The organism is Polaromonas sp. AET17H-212 (assembly GCF_002379085.1).
Classification (GTDB): domain Bacteria; phylum Pseudomonadota; class Gammaproteobacteria; order Burkholderiales; family Burkholderiaceae_C; genus Polaromonas.
The window spans coordinates 364,097-381,822 of the sequence record NZ_NBZW01000002.1; the positions used below are offsets into that span (position 1 = coordinate 364,097).

A 17,726-nucleotide genomic window follows, 5' to 3' on the forward strand; every position below is an offset into this window, starting at 1 on the left:
AGGCATGGCAGAGCCGCTTGTCAACCAGTACGGCGCCGATGTGCCCCAGGCGATTGCCCGCATGATCACCGCGGTGCACCCGGCCTTCGAGGCCAAGAAATTCATGCGTGACGTACTCCAGGGCTATGACACGCTGGCCCTGATGCCACGCGGCAAACACATCGCGCGCGCCCTGCAGCGGCACCTGCCGCCGGACTACCCGAAAGCCCTGGAGATTCTGCTGGCCTCGCTGGACCAGCCCCACGGGCGCGATGCGGGGCTGACCCTGGGCGCTTTACTGTACCTGCCGCACACGATGTTTGTGGCGGAGTTCGGCCTCGATCATTTTGAGGCGTCGATGCGCGCGCAACATGCGCTGACGCAGCGCTTCACCGCCGAGTTCAGCATCCGCGCCTTTCTGCAACAGCACGAAGCCGCCACGCTGGCACGCCTGAAACAGTGGGCCAGCGACCCGAGCGAACATGTGCGCCGGCTGGTGTCCGAAGGCACACGCCCGCGCCTGCCCTGGGCCAGCCGCCTGCCGGCCTTCCAGAAGAGTCCGGCGCCGGTGCTGGCACTGCTGGAACTGCTCAAGGACGACCCCGCGCTGTACGTGCGCCGTTCGGTCGCCAACAACCTCAACGACATCGGCAAGGACCACCCGGACCTGCTGGCGAAAACCGCGAAGCAGTGGCTCAAGGGCGCCAGCGAAGAGCGCCGCTGGATCGTCCAGCACGCGCTGCGTTCAGCCGTCAAGCGCGGCGAGGCCGGCGCACTGGAGGTGCTGGGCTTCGGCCAAAGCGCCAAGGTCGAAGTGTCAAATGCCCGCATCACGCCCGCGCGTGTGCCCATGGGCGAGAAGGTCAACATCGCGTTTGATGTGTCCAACACCAGCGCAAAGCCGCAGGACGTGCTGGTGGACTTCTGCATCCACTACGTCAAGGCCAGCGGCAAGACCAGTGCCAAGGTCTTCAAGCTCAAGGTGGTGAGGCTGGCACCGAAAGAAACGGTGCGCTTGAGCAAGACGGTGTCCACTGCGGAGATGACCACGCGCAAACACCATGCGGGGCTGCATCGGGTGGAGGTTCTGCTCAACGGGCAGGCGAGGGCGCTGGGGGAGTTTGAGTTGGTGGCTGTTGTGCATGGTGATGGATGCGCTCAAGGCTTGTTGGCACCTCTGTCAGGGTTGTCTGGCATGTTGAGCAACTGGGCTGGCTATCGACAATATTGTCTTTTTGATAGTTAGTTATTTTCGATACTAGATGTCGGCAATTAGCCCATTGCAGACTTTCTAAATGCTGCCGCAAGTTTCCGCTTCGCAGCGATTGCCGTCACTCAAGCGACGGGCGTTACGTTTTGTCTATTTGCCAGTCATTCCGTTCCTTTGACATTTATCAAGCGCTTCATCGTTAATTGGTTCAGGATTTAACTTGGTGTGGTTAATTTTTTATTCAAAATTTATGCTCGCAAACGTTTAAAGATAGGCTCGGGTTTGCGCATGTTTTTAATGATGTGCTGCCGATATCTACCTCAGCGGCGTTCGGTCTACATCGCGTTAGGCATTTGTCAGCGACGCCTAGACGCCCCTAATCTGCTGACACTCGCTACAAAAGGAGTAAGTCATGGCATTCTTGCTGATCAGGCACAAAGTCAGGGACTTCAAGACTTGGAAGACTGGTTACGACGCTCACCAGCCAAAACGCACCGAAGCAGGTCTCACAGAGAAATACCTACTTCGCAATTCAGACGACGCCAACGAAGTTGTTATCCTTTTTGAAACGCAGGATCTCAATCGAGCGAAGGCGTTTGCAGCGTCCGCAGACCTACGCGAGAAAATGCAAGAAGTTGGGGTGGTCGACAAGCCAGATATCTACTTCCTCGAGCGCTAATGGACAATTTACAGCGAAATACCTAAAACTCTTCGTTCGAGCCGGCAGCCACCGGCAAACCGGCGGCTGCCGCGTTTTAGGCGCCGGTCGAATCACAACTGTGCAGTGGCCGTCGCCGGCCGTCGCCGGCCGTCCAGAGAGGAAATTGCGTATCAGCCAGGAGAGTTGATACTCTCGCCCATCGTGCGGGCATCAGCTGCGGGTGCGATTCAGAACGGGCCGCAAGCCCGATCAAACGTTGGTAAAAGGAGAATGGTTCATGTCAACAGAAGACGAAGTTCGCAACGCATCAAAGCAGTTCTACGCCGGGTTGAACCGCATGGTCAATGGGGATGGCGGACCACTGGCAGACATCTGGTCGCACAGCGCGGCCGTGACGGCTATGCACCCGATCGGCGGCCGGGAAGTCGGCTGGGATGCAGTCAGGGAATCATTTGAGAAAGTGGCTCAACTGGCCTCAGACGGGAAGATTGAACTGAAAGATCAACTCATCCAGGTCGCGGGGGATGTGGCCTACGAAGCGGGCATCGAGCAGGGACATCTCAAGCTTGCCGGGCAGCAGGTCAGCATCGAGCATCGCGTCACGAACATCTATCAGCAAGAAGCCGGAGCGTGGAAGATAGTCCATCACCATACCGATATTTCTCCGGCGATGCTGGAGGTTCTCAGCCGCTTGTAGCTCCCGTCAGGGCAGGCCAGGAGGTAATTGGCAATTGCCCGATAGGTGCGCAAGGATGAAGGCGCCTAACCACGCGTTGAAGGTCCGCTTTTCGTAGACCTGACAGGCAGCAAACAGTCTGAAGCAGGCCGTCGCCTGGTGTCACACGAACGGCTGCTTCTGTGGCAAGCCGTCTAAGCTTCCGTCTTTCAGCGCAGAAGACGCAGGGCCCCAAAGACCCTTCATGCCGACTACTGCACCAGCAGCGAATTGATCAGCAACAAATCTTCCGGCGTCAGCGTGCCATTGGCCTGGCGCAAGCGCAACCCACCGATCAGCACGTTGTAACGCGCCTGTGCCAGGTCGCGCTTGGTCTGGAACAGCTGGCTTTGCGCGTTGAGCACGTCGATGTTGATGCGCACGCCGACCTGGTAGCCCAGCTTGTTGGCGTCCAGCGCGCTCTGGCTGGACGCTTCGGCGGCTTCCAGCGCCTTGACCTGGCCCTGGCCCGACAACACGCCGAAGTAGGCGGTGCGGGTGCCCAGGGCGACGCCGCGTTTGGCGCCTTCGAGGTCGGTGCGGGCTTTTTCTTCAAGTGACAGCGTTTCGCGGATGCGGTTTTGCGTGGCGAAGCCGGCAAACAGCGGCAGGTTCAGCGCCAGGCCGACCGTGGTGCTGTTGCTCCGGTTGTCCAGCGGGCTGGTGGCGCTGCCCTGGGGGTTGCGTTGCACGCCGTAGCTGGCGGTCAGGTCCAGCGTGGGCTTGTGGCCGGCTTCGGCCTTGTCGATTTCGAGCTTGGCGACTTCCAGGTTGGCCTGGGCCTGGCGCACCGTCGGGTGCATGTCCTCGGACTGCCGGACCCAGGTGTTCACGTCGGCGGGCACCAGCGGCGGCAGCTCGACGGGCACCAGCAGGCCTTTGGGCTGGGCGTCGGTCTTGCCGACCAGCTGGTCGAGGGCGATCTTCTTGACGCGCAAGTCGTTTTCGGCGGCAATTTCCTGGGCGGTCACCAGGTCGAAACGCGCCTGCGCCTCGCGCGAGTCGGTGATGGTGGAGGTGCCGACCTCGAAGTTGCGTTTGGCCGAAGCCAGCTGTTCACCCACCGCGGCCTTTTGCGCCCGGACAAAAGCCAGTGTGTCCTGCGCGGCCAGCACATCGAAATAGGCCTGGCTGGTGCGCACGATCAGGTCCTGTTCGGCGGCCTCGAGCTGAGCCCTGGACAGCACCACTTGCTGTTTGCCCTGTTCGTAGGTGGCCCAGTTGCCGGGCCGGTACAGCGGCTGCGAGGCGTTCAGCGAGGCCGTCTGCGTCGGGAAGTTGCGGTCAACGACCGGGTTGGTGTTTTCAAAATTGGTGCGCGACGCTCCCAGCGACAGCCCGGCGGTTGGCAAAATGCCGGCCTTGGCCTGCTCGGCCTTGGCCAGGTTGGCCTCGTACTGCGCGCGTGCCGACTGGTAGGACGCGTCGTACTCGCGCGCCGAACGGTACAGCTCCACCAGGTTCTGCGCCTGGACGGCTGGCGCAAAAGCCGCCAGCACGGCACTTAACGCAAGCGACAGGGGCAACAGGGCCGGTTTTTTCAAGAGCGTTTTCATGGGGTGTCCTGATGAGATGTGAAGTCGGTAAAGAGGGCAGGCCAAGGGTCAGTAGCGCGGGACGGAGGCATCGCGCTGCTCGGACCATGCGTTGATGCCGCCCTGCAGGTTGACCACCTGCGTGAAGCCGTTTTGCGCCAGGAAGCTGGCCACCTGCTGGCTGCGCGCGCCGTGGTGGCACAGGCAGGCCACCGGCTGGTCGGCCGGCAGTTCTTCCTTGAGATCAAAGATCCGCGCGGGGACGGCGCGCATCGGAATGTGCAGCAGCCTGAAACCGTCTTCCTTGACCGACGCCGTCTGCACTTCCCACGGCTCGCGCACATCAAGCACGATGGGTGCGGGGCCGCCGGCCGGAAGGCTGGCAAGCCAGGCGGTGAAGTCGGCAGGGGACAGTTGGTCAATCATCGGGACGGCTCGGTTTAAAAGTTGAATTTGGACGGTTCAGGGAAGTTGAGCAGGCGCGGCGCAACCGTGTCCCAGCCCTGCTCGGTGCGGAAGGCGGCGTCACCGACGCGGGTGACCAGCGTGGCACACATGACGGGCTCAAAACCCACGATGGCGCTGAGCCGGCCACCGATTTTCAGCATCGCCAGCAGCGCGGGCGGCACCTCGGCGACCGAGCCGCTGAGCACGATCACGTCGAAGGGGCCGCTCAGCGGGTCGCTGCCGGAGACCGCCTGGCCGAGTTTGGCGGCGCCGTCGCCGGTGCGCACTTCAGCGTTGTAGACGCCGGCTTTTTTCAGGTTGTCCCGGGCCAGTTGGGCCAGGTCGGGGTCGATCTCGAGCGTGATGACCTGCTGGGCGCGGTGCGCCAGCAGGGCGGCCATGTAACCCGAGCCGGCGCCGATTTCGAGCACTTTTTCATGTTTTTGCACGGCCAGGTCCTGCAGGATGCGTGCCTCGACCTTGGGCGCCAGCATGCACTGGCCGGGTTTGGCGCCCAGCGGGATCTCCATGTCGACAAAAGCCAGGGCGCGCATCGCGGGCGGCACAAAGTCCTCGCGCTTGACCACGGCCAGCAGGGAAAGAACCTGGCTGTCCAGCACTTCCCAGGGGCGGATTTGCTGCTCGATCATGTTGAAACGGGCTTGTTCGTAGTTCATGGTGTGGCCTGTAATAAGCGGTGAGACGGTCGGGGAAAACCCATCATTTTAGTTGGGAGGCAGCCACAGGGGCGGGCAGGGCGCGCCGGCCGGTGAAGATTCGTTTGAACCATTGCGCCAGGTCATCCAGGTAGCAATAGGTCACCGGCACCACCACCAGCGTCAGCAAGGAGGAGGTAATCACCCCGCCAATCACGGCCTGGCCCATGGGCGCGCGCTGCTCGGAACCCTCGGTCAAGGCAAAGGCCAGCGGCACCATGCCGAAGATCATGGCCAGCGTGGTCATCAAAATCGGGCGCAGGCGCACGCGCGCAGCCGTCAGCAGGGCTTCACTGCGTTCCATGCCTTCATCGCGCATGCGGATCGCAAAATCGACCAGCAGGATCGCGTTTTTGGTGACCAGCCCCATCAGCATCACCACGCCGATGATGGAAAACATCGACAGCGTCGAGCGGAACAGCAGCAGCGCCAGCACCACGCCGATCAGCGTGAGCGGCAGCGAGGTCATCAGGGCCATGGGCTGCAGAAAGCTCTTGAACTGGCTGGCCAGGATCATGTAGATGAACAAAATCGCCAGCACCAGCGCCGAGATCGCATATCCAAAGGACTCGGCCATGTTTTTCGTCGAGCCGCCAAACTGGTAGCGGTAGCCGGGCGGAAAGCTGATGCTGTCGAGCGCCTTGCGGATGTCGGTGGAGACCTCGCCGGCCGAGCGGTTGTAGACGTTGGCATTGATGGCGACTTCGCGTGTCAGGTCGCGCCGGTTGATCTGGTTCGGGCCGGTGGCCTCCTTCACCGTGGCCACCTGGCTCAGGCGCACCGTGCGGGCCGAGCCGTCGGGGTTGCTGCCGATGACGCTGCTGATGAAGGGCAGGCGCTCCAGGTCCTGCGCTGCGTTGCGGGAATCGGGTGCAAGCCGGACATTCACGTCGTAGGTCTGGTCGTCGGGTGCGCGCCAGTTGCCCACCGTTTGCCCGGCCACCAGCGTGCGCAGCGAGGCCGCGATCTGCGCCACCGACAGGCCGAGGTCGGACGCGGCATCACGCTTGACGTCCACCTCGAGGGTCGGTTTGTCAGCCTTGAGGCTGGAGTCCAGGTCCACCAGGCCGGGGATGCCGTTGATTTTGGCCATCACCAGGCCGGTCAGGCGCTCCAGCTCCTTCAGGTCGGCGCCCTGCAGCGAGAACTCCACCTGCTTGTTGCCGCCCACAGCGTCGAGCAGGCCGACGTGGGTGACGGTGATGCCGGGCACCTGCTTGAGGCGCTCGCGCAGCACACCGGACATCTCGTCCACGTTGCGGCTCCTGGCCTTGCGGTCCACCAGGCGCACGTAGATGCTGGCGTACATCTTGCCTTGCGCACTGCCGGTGTTGATGGTCGACAGCGTGTACTTCACTTCGGGGAATTCGCGCAGAATGGTTTCGACCTGCCGCGTCTTGGCCTCGGTCGCCTCCAGCGACGAACCCACCGGCGTGTAGAAGTTGAGCGAGGTTTCCGAGAAGTCGGCCTTGGGCACAAACTCGGTGCCGAGCAGGGGCACCATGAAAACACTGGTGACAAAAATCGCCAGGGCCAGGCCCACGGTGGCCAGCCGGTGGCCCAGGGCCCAACGCAGGATGCGCTGGTAGGTCTCGGCCAGCGAGTCGGTGGCGCGTTCGAACCAGCCGGTCACCCGGCCTATGGTCCGGTCGTAAAACGTGACCGGCTTGCCGTGCTGGCCGTGCGCATGAATGCTCGGGTCGTGCCAGATGCTCGACAGCATCGGGTCCAGCGTGAAGCTGACAAACATCGAGATCAGCACCGCCGCCACGATGGTGACGCCGAACTCGTGGAAGAACTTGCCGATGATGCCGCCCATGAAACCGATGGGCAGGAACACCGCCACGATGGAAAACGTGGTGGCCAGCACCGCGAGGCCGATTTCCTGCGTGCCCTCCATCGCGGCCTGGTAGGGCAGCTTGCCCATCTGCACATGGCGCACGATGTTCTCGCGCACCACAATCGCATCGTCGATCAGCAGGCCCACACACAGGCTCAGCGCCATCAGCGTGATCATGTTGATGGTGAAGCCGAACAGGTTCATGAACAAAAACGTGCCGATGATGGAGATCGGCAGCGTCAGGCCGGTGATCACCGTGGAGCGCCACGAGTTCAGGAACAGGAAGACGATCAGGATGGTCAGCAGCGCGCCTTCGATCAGCGTGCGGCGCACGTTTTCAACCGCCACCCGGATGGGCCGCGAGCCGTCGCCAATCGGCTCCAGCCGCGTGCCGGGCGGAAGCTGGGCCTCCAGCTCCTTGAGCGCCTTGTTCAGCCCGTCCACCACCGCAATGGTGTTCTCGCCCTGGGCCTTCTGCACGGTCAGCAGCAGCGTGCGCTGGCCGTTGTACAGCGCCAGGCTGTCGATCTCCTGCGAGCCGTCGCGGATGGTGGCGACCTGCTCCACGGTGACGGTGCTGCCCGCGCCGGCGGCGGACACCTTGCGCGCCACGATGATCTTGCCGAAGTCTTCGGGCCGTTTCATGCGGGCGTCGATCTTCACGACGCGTTCCTGCGCCAGCGAGCGGATGGCGCCCACCGGCAGGTCCTGGTTTTCGCTGCGCACGGCGCTTGCCACCTGGTCGGCCGTGATGCCCAGGGCTTCCATGGCCTGCGGGTTCAGGTAGATGTTGATTTCACGCTTGCTGCCGCCCACCAGGCTGACCGAGCCGACGCCGCGCACGTTTTCCAGCCGTTTCTTGAGCACCTGGTCGGCCCAGTTGGTCAGTTCGACCGCGGTGGGCAGGGCCGCTGCGCCAACTACTGCCGGCGCTTTGCCATCTGCGCTTGCCGCCATGGGCAACACGGCGACCGACCAGATGGCGCGGTTGGCCGGGTCGAAACGCAACACGCGCGGCTCCTTGACCTCGTCACGCAGCAGCGGACGCAGCGAGGCAATTTTTTCGCGCACGTCTTCTGCAGCCTTGCGGCCGTCGATCTGCAGCTGGAATTCGATGATGACGACCGACTGGCCTTCGTAGCTGCGCGAGGTCAGGGCGTTGATGCCGGCAATCGAGTTGACGCCTTCCTCGATTTTCTTGGTGACTTCGCTCTCGACGATCTCGGGCGAAGCGCCGGGGTATTCGGTGGTGACCACCACCACCGGAAAGTCGATGTTCGGAAACTGGTCGACCTGCAGGCGCTGGTAGGAGAACAGGCCCAGCACCACGATGGCGAGCATGACCATGGTCGCGAAGACCGGATTTTTCAGGCTGACCTGCGTGAACCACATACCAGCTTACGGCGCGGTTTTGGCGGAGGCTGGCGCAGCGGGTGCGGCCTGGGTCCAGGCGGGCGCCTGCGTGAACTTCACCGCCGTGCCCTCGCGCAAGGCACCCACCGCGCCGGCGATCACCACGGCGTTTTCCGCCAGCCCCTTGACGGCCACCAGGGTGCCCTGGCCCGCGTCGGTGGCGCTGCTGCCGCGCAGGCCCAGCTCCACCGGCTTGTGCACGACCCGGTTGTTGTCCACCACCTGCACATACGGCGCGGGTTTGTCGGTGCGCACGGCGCTCAGCGGCACGGCCAGGGCCTGCATGCGCGTCGTGCCCAGCGTGCCCTGTGCAAACAGGCCCTGGCGCAGGCCCAGGGGTGTGGCCGTGTTGTCGATGCCCAGGTACACCAGCACGCTGCGGCTGCCGCCCTGGGCGCTGGGGTTGATGCGTGCCACCGTCGCCTTGACGGTTTGCGCGCTGCCTTCGATCTGCAGCACGGCGCTCTGGCCGGGGCGCACCGTCAGCGCATCGGCCGCGCTCAGGCTGGCTTCCATTTCAAGCCGGCTCAGGTCGACAATTTCCAGCACCCGCACGTCCACCCCGAGGCGTTCCCCGGGCTGGGCCAGGCGCTGCGCGACCTGGCCCGACAGGGGCGCGCGCAGCACCGTGTCGTCCAGCGATTTCCTGGCCACCTCGGCCGCGGCGAGGGCGGCCCGGTGGTTGGCTTTGGCCGCGTTGAGGTTGGCCAGCGAGGCGTCGAGCGCCGTTTTGGAAATGAACCCCTGGTTGACCAGGGCCTGGTTGTTGTCGTACTGCCGCTGCACGATGTCGATTTGTGCTTTGGCCGAATCGGCCTGCTCCTGCGCCTGCCGCATGCGCGACTGGTACTCGCTGGCGTCGATGCGTGCCAGCACCTGCCCGGCCTTGACGGTGTCGCCTTCGCGCACCGTCAGGCCCTGCAGTTCGCCGGCCACCCGCGTCTTGACGAAGGCCGAGTTGACGGCCTTGAGCGAACCGGACACCGGCAGGCCCTGGCTGAGCTCCACGGTTTTGGCCTGGAACACATCGGTGGCGGCCAGTTCGACCACGGTCTGCGCCTTGGCCGCCGTGGCATCGGCCAGCGCCTGCTGCTGTTTTTTGCGTGCCGACAGCGTGCCCCACACGGCCGTGGCCAGCAGCAGCAAGAGGAGGAGGGCGATGGCCCATTTGATCCAGGGTTTCATTTTTTCGCCTTGGCGGTGGCGGGCGCCACGCAGATCCCGTGGAGGATGGTGTCGACCTGGGTGGCGATGTATTTGGTGGCGTTGCCCGGCAGGCTGGGGTCGGCGCAGGTGGCCGCGGAATGTTTGGCCAGAATCAGGAAAATCATGGGTGCAACCACGCTGTAGATGGCGTAGTCCAGGTCCATCGGCCGGAATTCGCCGCGGTCGATGCCGCGCTGCATGATGCGGCGAATCAGCGCCTGGCCGGGCAGGATGACTTCCTGTTGATAGAAGGCGGTGATTTCCGGGAAATTGCCGGCTTCGCTCATCATCAGTTTGGTGATGCCTGAGGCCCGGGTGGCGCCCACGCGTTCCCACCACACCGTCATGCAGTAGGCCAGCATTTCGGCGGCCGTGCCTTCAAAACGTTCGAACTCGTCGTTCCACTCCTTGAAGCGGCCCGAGATGTTTTCGCGCACCACGGCCTTGAGCAGTTCTTCCTTGCTCTGAAAATACAGGAACAGCGTGCCCTTGGAAACGCCGGCGCGGGCGGCCACCTCTTCGGCGCGGGTCGCGGCAAAACCTTTTTCGACAAACAGGTCGAGCGCGGCGTCCAGCAGTTCGCCGGGGCGCGCTTCCTTGCGCCGCTCGCGTTTGGCCGAGAGCGTGGCGGTGGTATCGCTGAGGAATCTGGAGATGGACATGAGTTACTGACTGACTGGTTAGTAATGTAGTGCCTTGCTCCCGGTCCGTCAAGGGACCTGCCCACTTTATCCGGGCACGGGCAGGTGAAGGTTCGGTAAAGCTTGCGGCAGATCAAGGCCGGGCAATGCGCAGGGCCAGCCACTCCTTGAGCACCAGCCGTGACGCGTCCAGCCCATCGGACGATGGCAGCCATTCCAGCACGCCGTTGCGGCTGGGCAGCATGAAACCCATGGGCGCCGCGGTCACCGCGAAGCCGGCGCGCTCGAACGCCAGCACCGAACGCGGCATGTGCCAGGCATGGGTGACCAGCGCGATCCGCTGCACGCCGTCCTTTTGCAGCAGCGGCCTGAGCAGGCTGGCGTTTTCCGCCGTGTCGCGTGACCGGTCGTCGACCCAGCGCAGCTTCAGGCCATAGTCCTGCTCGGCCATGCGGCGTGCGACTTCGCCTTCCGACAGAACTTGTGCATCCGCCGCGCCCCAGCCCATGCCGCCGGCAAACGCCACCGGCAGGCCGGTCTGGCGCGCCAGCCAGGCGCCGTAACGCAGGCGCATGGCCGCGGCGGCGGAGGACTGCGCCTCGCCATACTCCGGCGCCACCGGATGCACGCCGCCGCCCAGCACCACAATCGCCTGCACACCGCTGCTTTTCAGCGTGGCCGCCGTCACCGGCGTGTGCTGCGGCAGGATGCTCTGCGCCAGCCACACGGCGACCGCGTGGCAGCTCAGGAGCCAGAGCAGGGCCAGACCGGCAAAGGCCAGCAGCAGGCCAAGCGCCTTTTTGCGGAGGGCCAGCAACAGGCCCAGCAGGACCAGCAGCAGGGGCGCCGCGGGCGGCAGCACCAGCGTGGCGAGAATCGGCTTGAGTTCACCCAGGGACATCATTCAGAATGCTCTCAAATAAATAGCTGCTTGCGCAGGTGCAGAAAGGGCTGGCGGCCGATTGGACTCATGAGCTTCGGGAGACAGGGGCGGGGTCGGCGGCAGGACGGCCCCAGGGTTTTCCGGTTTGCCGGATGATCAACGCCTGAATTCACTACCATTCGGTCAGGCCGCCAACACAAGCCGGAACTGACCGATCGTAACCAAACAAGGATGACCCATGACCCAAGACCCATCAAGCGGCACCAGCCTGCAGACCATCACGCTGGGCGGCGGCTGCTTCTGGTGCACCGAAGCGGTGTTTGTGCAGGTGCGCGGCATCGTGGACGTCGAGTCGGGCTACAGCAACGGCCATGTCAGCCAGCCCAGCTATGAACAGGTGTGCACCGGCACCACCGGCCACAACGAGGTCGTTAAGCTGGTCTATGACCCGGCACAGATCAGCCTGCGGGCGATTCTTGAAATTTTCTTCGTGATCCACGACCCGACCACGCTGAACCGCCAGGGCAACGACAGCGGCACGCAGTACCGCAGCGGCATCTATTACTCGACGCCCGAGCAGAAGCAGGTGGCCGAGGACATGGTCCATGAACTGAACGCGCAAAAGCTGTTCGGCAAACCGGTCGTCACCGAGGTGCTGCCGGTGGCCAACTACTGGCCGGCCGAAGAGTACCACCAGGACTTCTTCGAGAAAAACCCGAACCAGGGCTACTGCATGGCGGTGGCCAGTCCCAAGGTCGCCAAGTTCCGCAAGACGTTTTCGGAGTACGCCAAAAGCTGAGGGAGGCCGGCGGCGCGGCCCGAGGTCGTCGCGCGCTTGGCTCTGGCGCAAAGGAGCAGGCGCGGCGTGGGGGAGGCCGGACCGGCGCCGGTTCCGAGGCCTGTTTTGATGCCGGTTCTGGTGCGCGGCGCCCGCATCTGGTGCGGTTTAATGCTGCATGGTGCGGGGAAACCCTTGGTTGGCTTGACGATGCAAATGTCCTATTGACAGAACAATAGGACTGTTCCTACCATCGGCACATGTCACCCGCATTGCCCATGACGAAGTACCACCAGATCTATCTGGTGCTCCGCGAGCAGTTGCATGAAGGCCGGTTTGCCGACGGATTTCCCGGCGAGTTGGCGCTGATGCAGCAGTTCGGCGTGGCGCGTGTCACGGTGCGCCGGGCGCTGGAGCAACTGGCGTCCGAGGGCTTGATCTCGCGCGAGCCGGGTCGTGGCACGCGGGCCCTGGACCTTGGCGCCTCGCAGGCCGCACCGCACGGCCAGGCCGGGCAGCGGGCCCAGCTCACCGGCCTGCTGGAAAACCTGGTCAGCATGGGGCTGAAAACCTCGGTCAACGTGCTGGAGGTGGAGCTGGTCACCGCGTCCGCCAGCGTCGCCAATGCCCTGCAACTCAAGGCGGGCGACCCGGTGCAGAAAGCGATCCGGGTGCGCAGCACACGGGAAGGCCCGGTGTCCCACATCACGACGTATGTGCCGGCCGACATCGCCCGCAAGTTCGGGCGGCGCGAGCTGGCCAGAAAACCGATTCTCGTTCTGCTCGAAGAGTCCGGGGTCAAGGTCGGCCGTGCCCACCAGACCATATCCGCGCGGCTGGCAGATGTCATGGTGGCCCAACATCTGGACGTCGCGGTCGGCTCGGCCCTGCTGGCCGTGCGCCGCCTGGTCTACGACGACCAGGACCGTCCGATTCAATGGTTGCATGGTTTGTACCGCCCGGACAGGTACGAGTATGAAATGCAGTTGTCGCGCGTTGGCAGCATCGATGCCAAGGTGTGGGTCAGCAAAGAGTTGTCCGCCAAGTTCCATTAATCCACTTTAGGAGAATGCCATGAGTACCCGTCGCCATTTCATGTCCCAATCTGCTGCGGCCGCTTCGGCTCTGGCGTTTCCCCTGGTCGGGGGCGCGCAGCCCAAGACCATCAAGGTCGGTGTGCTGCACCCCGTGACCGGCGCGCTGGCTTATTCGGGCCAGCAGTGCCGCCTGGGCGCGCTGATGGCGATTGAGGACATCAACAAGGCCGGCGGCATCAAGTCCATGGGTGGTGCCAAGCTCGAGGCGCTGCTCGGTGACGCGCAGTCCCAGCCGCAGGCCGGCGTTGCCGAGGTTGAAAAAATGAATGAAGCGGGTGTGTCCGCTGTTGTCGGCGCTTTTGCCTCGGCGATCTGCCTGGCCACCACCCAGGCGGCCGCCAAATACAACCTGCCGCACGTGGTCGATGTCGGCGTGGCCGACCAGATCGTCGAGCGCGGCCTGAAAAACACCTTCCGCTTCGGCCCCGGCTACCGCAAGTGCGCCGAGACCGCCGTGGCCAACCTGCATGTGCTCAACACCGCCGCCGGCAAGCCCGCCAAAACCGTGATGATTGTTCACGAAGAGTCGCTGTTCGGCACCGGCACCGCCAACCTGCTGGCGCGCGAGCTGCCCGGCTACGGCTACGAGGTCAAGGAAGTGATCAAACACGCGAACCCGACGCGCGACTTCAACAACATCGTGCTGCGCATGAAGGCGGTCAATCCCGACATCGTGATCCCGGCCAACTACTACAACGAGTACGCGCTGCTGGTGCGCACCATGCAGCAGCAGAAAGTCAGCCCCAAGGCGATTTATTCGGTGCTCGGCGGCGCGGCGTCGAGCTACAAGTTCGTCAAGGAATTTCCGGACGCGGCCAACGGCATCATCGACTGCAACCACTGGTTCAACCCCAAGGACAAGCGCTCGGCCGAGCTCAAGAAGCGGGTCGAGGCCCAGGGCCTGTTCTTCAGTTACGAGGTGTTCATGACCTACACCTCGATGCGCCTGCTGGCCGATGCCATCGACAAGGCCAAGTCAGCCGACCGCGCGGCCATCATCAACGCGCTGCAGAACAGCACTTTCTCCGATCACATCATGCCCTACGGTGCGACCAAATTCGTCAACGGACAGAACATGGGCGCCCAGCCGCTGATGACGCAGGTCCTGAAGAACGACATCAAGGTCATCATCCCGCGCGACTACCGCGAAGCCGATCCCCTGTTCCCGCTGCGGGCCTGAAAAAGCACCGTTCGCACCGTGCCTGCGCCAGCGCCTTCATGCGCCTGGCCGGGCCCGGTGCCAGCGGCCGCGCCACTTTCCTGTGTGACCCATGTTTGACCTCAGCATCCTTTTTCCCTCCCTGCTCAATGGCGTGACCACGGGCGCGGTCTATGCGCTGATCGCGCTGGGCCTGACCCTGATCTACGGTGTGCTGCACATCATCAACTTTGCCCACGGAGCGGCCCTGATGATCGCGCTGTATGCCGTCTACATGCTCAAGCAGCATCTGGGCATAGACCCCTACCTGGCGCTGCCGCTGGTCGTGCCCGGCATGTTTGTGCTTGGTTACGCGCTGCAGCGCCTGATCATCAACCGCGCCAGCCATGGCAAGGACGAAAACATCCTGCTCGTGACCTTGGGCCTGTCCATCATCCTGGAGAACGCGGCCCTGCTGTTCTTCAAGTCCGACACGCGCACCATCGACACCGCCTACACGCTGACCACCGTGGCGATCGGCCCGGCCATGATCGCGCTGCCCAAGCTGGTGGCCTTTGCCGGCGCGCTCGCGGTGTCCGGCCTGCTGCTGTGGATTGTCGGCAAGACCGATCTGGGCCGTGCCATCCGCGCGGTCGCCAAGGAAAAACACGGTGCCAAGCTCATGGGCATCGACGTCGACCATGTCTATGCCATGAGTTTCGGCATCGGCCTGGCCTGCCTGGGCGCTGCCGCCTGTTTCCTGCTGCCGGCCTATTACGTGAACCCGCAGGTCGGCGGCGGCTTTGTGCTGGTGTCCTTCACCATCGTGGTGCTGGGCGGCATGGGCAGCTTTGGCGGCGCCTTGCTCGGCGGCCTGCTGATCGGCGTGGTCGAGTCGCTGGGCGGTTTGTACCTCGGTGAGTCGCTCGGACAGATCGGCATTTTTGCCATCTTCATTGCGGTGCTGCTGTTTCGCCCGCAGGGCCTGTTTGGAGCCAAGGCATGAGCAGCAGCATGAAAGATCTGACCGGCATTGTGCTGTTTGTGGCGCTGGTCGCCAGCATTCCGCTGGTGACGGATTCTGGCGTGATCCTGAACTTCGTGATGATGGCGCTGTATGCGGCCCTGCTGGCCCAGGCCTGGAACATCCTGGGCGGTTTTGGCGGGCAGTTCTCGTTTGGCCACGCGCTGTTCTTCGGCACCGGCGCCTACATCCAGGCCATCGCCCAGCTGCAGGGCGGGCTCAATGCCTGGCTGGCGCTGGGCCTGGCGGTGGCCGGCAGCGCCGGGGTTGGTGTTTTTGTCGGCGCGCTGTCGTTTCGCTACGGCCTCAAGGGTTCGTATTTCGCGCTGGTGACGCTGGCCTTTGCCGAGGTGTTCCGCATCCTGGCCCTGTCCGTGCCGTTTACCGGCGCCGGCGTCGGCCTGATGCTGCCGCTGCAGGAGTCCTTTGCCAACATGCAGTTCGGCTCGCGCAAGGGCTACATCTACGTCGTGCTCGGCTTTGTCGCGGCCGCGCTGCTGGTGAGCTGGTGGCTCAAGAACTCGCGTTTTGGTGCCTACCTGCAGGCGGTGCGCGACAACGAGGACGCGGCGCGCGCGATTGGCGTCAGCCCCTTCGGCATCAAGCTCGGCGCGATTGCGCTGTCGGGCGGCTTCATGGGGGCGGGCGGCGCTTTTTATCTGCAGGTGTTCCAGTACATCGACCCCGGCATTGCCTACGGCGCCCACACCTCGGTCGAGGCATTGGTCGCCGCCATCGTCGGCGGCCTGGGCACGCTCTGGGGCCCGGTGCTGGGTGCGCTGGTGCTGCATGTGCTGGCCGACATCACGCGCAACCTGTTCGGCGAGCTGCCCGGCATCAACATGGTGATTTATGGCGTGGTGCTGGTGGCCATCGTGATGTTCATGCCGCGTGGCATTGGCGGGCTCGGCGCGACGGCCAGGTCGCTGTGGCGCGGGCGCGGACACAAGAAAGGAGGCCGCGGTGGCTGATTCCCTGCTTTCCATCCAGGGCCTGTCCCGGTCCTTTGGCGGCCTGCAGGCCGTGCAGAACGTGAGCCTGGACGTGCCCCGCGGCAGCCTGACCGCCCTGATCGGCCCCAACGGTGCGGGCAAGACCACGCTGTTTGCGCTGATGTCCGGCTTCCTGAAGCCCGACAGCGGAAGCGTGGTGTTCGACGGCCAGGACATCACCGGCCGTGCGCCGCACCTCAATGCGCGCCAGGGCATGACGCGCACCTTCCAGATCGTGCAGCCGTTTGCCACGCAGACCGTGCGCGAGAACATCGCCGTCGGTGCGCACCTGCATCTCAAGGACAGGCGCAGCGCGTTGCGCCAGGCCGAAGAGGTCGCCGCGCGCGTCGGCTTGACGGCCCTGCTCGACAAGCCGGCGTCCGACCTGACGGTGGCCGGTCGCAAGCGGCTGGAACTCGCGCGGGCGCTCGCCACGCGGCCGCGCCTGCTGCTGCTCGACGAGGTGCTGGCCGGCCTGAACCCGCAGGAAATCGCCGAGATGATTCCGGTGGTGCGCGGCATCGCGCAAAGCGGCGTCACCGTGCTCATGATCGAACATGTGATGCAGGCCGTCATGAACCTGGCAGAACATGTCTGGGTGCTGGCCCAGGGCCAGCTGATTGCGCAGGGCACACCGGCCGTGGTCACCGCCGACGAGAAGGTGGTCGAGGCCTATCTGGGCCACGGCACGGCCGCGCGCCTGCGTGCCGGCGCCCTGGCAGGAGCAAGGACATGACTGCATTGCTTGAAATCCGCGGCTTGCGCGGCGGTTACGGCCAGGTCGAAGTGCTGCGCGGCATGGACCTGACGGTCCAGGCCGGCGAAACCGTGGCGCTGCTGGGCAGCAACGGCGCCGGCAAGTCCACGCTGAACAACGTGATCTGCGGCATCTACCCGGCCTGGGCCGGCAGCGTGTTGTTTGACGGCCAGGACCTGAGCCGCGCGCATTACCGCGAGGTGGTGAAAGCCGGCCTGATCCAGGTGCCGGAAGGGCGCAAGGTGTTCCCCAACCTCACCGTGCTGGAAAACCTCGAGCTCGGCTCCTTCACGCGTGCGCGTGAGCGCCGCGCCAGCAACCTCGAGAAGGTCTTCGGCATTTTCCCCCGCCTCCGGGAGCGCCTGCCGCAGCTGGCCGGCACCATGAGCGGCGGCGAGCAGCAGATGCTGGCGATCGGCCGCGGCCTGATGGCCGAACCGCGCCTGCTGATTCTGGATGAGCCCTCGCTCGGGCTGTCGCCCTTGCTGGTGGACGAGATGTTCGGCCTGATCCGCAAGCTGCGCGAGGACGGCCTGGCGGTGCTGCTGGTGGAGCAGAACGTCGGCCAGTCGCTGGAAATCGCCGACCGCGCCTATGTCATGGAAAACGGCGGTATCCGTTTTTCCGGCCAACCGGCGGACCTGCTCGGCAGCGACGAGTTGCGCCGCGCCTACCTGGGCCTTTGATCCCTATT

Annotated in this window: 17 protein-coding genes; 10 read left to right on the forward strand and 7 right to left on the reverse strand. The window is 64.2% G+C overall.

Annotated elements, in window-relative coordinates; all coding sequences use genetic code 11:
• Window positions 1–4: 4 nt before the first annotated feature.
• From B7G53_RS03930 to B7G53_RS03940, 3 genes are all read left to right on the forward strand, one after another.
• Window positions 5–1,225: a DNA alkylation repair protein gene (locus tag B7G53_RS03930; RefSeq protein ID WP_217992582.1), complete on the forward strand. Its 1,221-nt coding sequence runs from the start codon at window positions 5–7 to the stop codon at window positions 1,223–1,225.
• Window positions 1,226–1,601: 376 nt separating this feature from the next.
• Window positions 1,602–1,868 carry a hypothetical protein gene (locus tag B7G53_RS03935; protein WP_096663735.1) on the forward strand — a complete coding sequence of 89 codons (267 nt, stop codon included), beginning with the start codon at window positions 1,602–1,604 and terminating at the stop codon, window positions 1,866–1,868.
• A 259-nt stretch (window positions 1,869–2,127) separates the two neighbouring features.
• Window positions 2,128–2,547 carry a YybH family protein gene (locus B7G53_RS03940; RefSeq protein ID WP_217992583.1) on the forward strand — a complete coding sequence of 140 codons (420 nt, stop codon included), beginning with the start codon at window positions 2,128–2,130 and terminating at the stop codon, window positions 2,545–2,547.
• Window positions 2,548–2,777: 230 nt separating this feature from the next.
• Here the strand turns inward: B7G53_RS03940 and B7G53_RS03945 are convergent, their stop codons facing one another.
• The 7 genes from B7G53_RS03945 to B7G53_RS03975 all read right to left on the reverse strand — a co-directional run bounded on the left by B7G53_RS03945 (window position 2,778) and on the right by B7G53_RS03975 (window position 11,267).
• Window positions 2,778–4,121, reverse strand: coding sequence for a TolC family outer membrane protein (locus B7G53_RS03945; protein ID WP_096663738.1), 1,344 nt, complete (start codon window positions 4,119–4,121; stop codon window positions 2,778–2,780).
• Between the two features lie 48 nt (window positions 4,122–4,169).
• On the reverse strand, window positions 4,170–4,526 hold the full coding sequence (locus tag B7G53_RS03950) for a rhodanese-like domain-containing protein (protein WP_096663741.1): 357 nt from the start codon (window positions 4,524–4,526) through the stop codon (window positions 4,170–4,172).
• Between the two features lie 14 nt (window positions 4,527–4,540).
• Complete coding sequence (locus B7G53_RS03955) at window positions 4,541–5,224, reverse strand: protein-L-isoaspartate O-methyltransferase family protein (protein ID WP_096663744.1); 684 nt, start codon at window positions 5,222–5,224, stop codon at window positions 4,541–4,543.
• A 43-nt stretch (window positions 5,225–5,267) separates the two neighbouring features.
• A complete protein-coding gene (locus tag B7G53_RS03960; protein ID WP_096663746.1) occupies window positions 5,268–8,495 on the reverse strand; it encodes an efflux RND transporter permease subunit in 3,228 nt (1,075 codons plus the stop codon).
• Between the two features lie 6 nt (window positions 8,496–8,501).
• Complete coding sequence (locus tag B7G53_RS03965; protein WP_096663749.1) at window positions 8,502–9,701, reverse strand: efflux RND transporter periplasmic adaptor subunit; 1,200 nt, start codon at window positions 9,699–9,701, stop codon at window positions 8,502–8,504.
• A complete protein-coding gene (locus tag B7G53_RS03970) occupies window positions 9,698–10,384 on the reverse strand; it encodes a TetR/AcrR family transcriptional regulator (RefSeq protein ID WP_096663752.1) in 687 nt (228 codons plus the stop codon). The genes B7G53_RS03965 and B7G53_RS03970 overlap by 4 nt, the downstream gene beginning before the upstream one ends.
• A gap of 112 nt (window positions 10,385–10,496) precedes the next feature.
• Window positions 10,497–11,267: a YdcF family protein gene (locus B7G53_RS03975; RefSeq protein WP_255249901.1), complete on the reverse strand. Its 771-nt coding sequence runs from the start codon at window positions 11,265–11,267 to the stop codon at window positions 10,497–10,499.
• Window positions 11,268–11,484: 217 nt separating this feature from the next.
• Between B7G53_RS03975 and msrA the strand changes: the two genes are divergently transcribed.
• The 7 genes from msrA to B7G53_RS04010 all read left to right on the forward strand — a co-directional run bounded on the left by msrA (window position 11,485) and on the right by B7G53_RS04010 (window position 17,718).
• Window positions 11,485–12,045, forward strand: a complete 561-nt coding sequence (gene msrA / locus B7G53_RS03980) for a peptide-methionine (S)-S-oxide reductase MsrA (protein ID WP_096663755.1) — start codon at window positions 11,485–11,487, stop codon at window positions 12,043–12,045.
• 239 nt (window positions 12,046–12,284) lie between these two features.
• The gene (locus B7G53_RS03985) at window positions 12,285–13,079 is read left to right on the forward strand and encodes a GntR family transcriptional regulator (RefSeq protein WP_176491275.1); all 795 of its coding nucleotides are present in this window, start codon (window positions 12,285–12,287) and stop codon (window positions 13,077–13,079) included.
• Between the two features lie 19 nt (window positions 13,080–13,098).
• Window positions 13,099–14,301 (forward strand): ABC transporter substrate-binding protein, encoded by a 1,203-nt coding sequence (locus tag B7G53_RS03990; protein ID WP_096663758.1) that lies wholly within the window; start codon window positions 13,099–13,101, stop codon window positions 14,299–14,301.
• A 91-nt stretch (window positions 14,302–14,392) separates the two neighbouring features.
• Window positions 14,393–15,265: a branched-chain amino acid ABC transporter permease gene (locus tag B7G53_RS03995; RefSeq protein ID WP_096663761.1), complete on the forward strand. Its 873-nt coding sequence runs from the start codon at window positions 14,393–14,395 to the stop codon at window positions 15,263–15,265.
• Window positions 15,266–15,273: 8 nt separating this feature from the next.
• Entirely contained in the window at window positions 15,274–16,254 is a 981-nt protein-coding gene (locus B7G53_RS04000; protein ID WP_096663920.1) for a branched-chain amino acid ABC transporter permease, read from the forward strand.
• Window positions 16,247–17,011 carry an ABC transporter ATP-binding protein gene (locus B7G53_RS04005; RefSeq protein WP_096663764.1) on the forward strand — a complete coding sequence of 255 codons (765 nt, stop codon included), beginning with the start codon at window positions 16,247–16,249 and terminating at the stop codon, window positions 17,009–17,011. Before B7G53_RS04000 ends, B7G53_RS04005 begins: the two co-directional genes overlap by 8 nt.
• Window positions 17,008–17,718 (forward strand): ABC transporter ATP-binding protein, encoded by a 711-nt coding sequence (locus B7G53_RS04010; protein ID WP_096663767.1) that lies wholly within the window; start codon window positions 17,008–17,010, stop codon window positions 17,716–17,718. The genes B7G53_RS04005 and B7G53_RS04010 overlap by 4 nt, the downstream gene beginning before the upstream one ends.
• Window positions 17,719–17,726 lie beyond the last annotated feature (8 nt).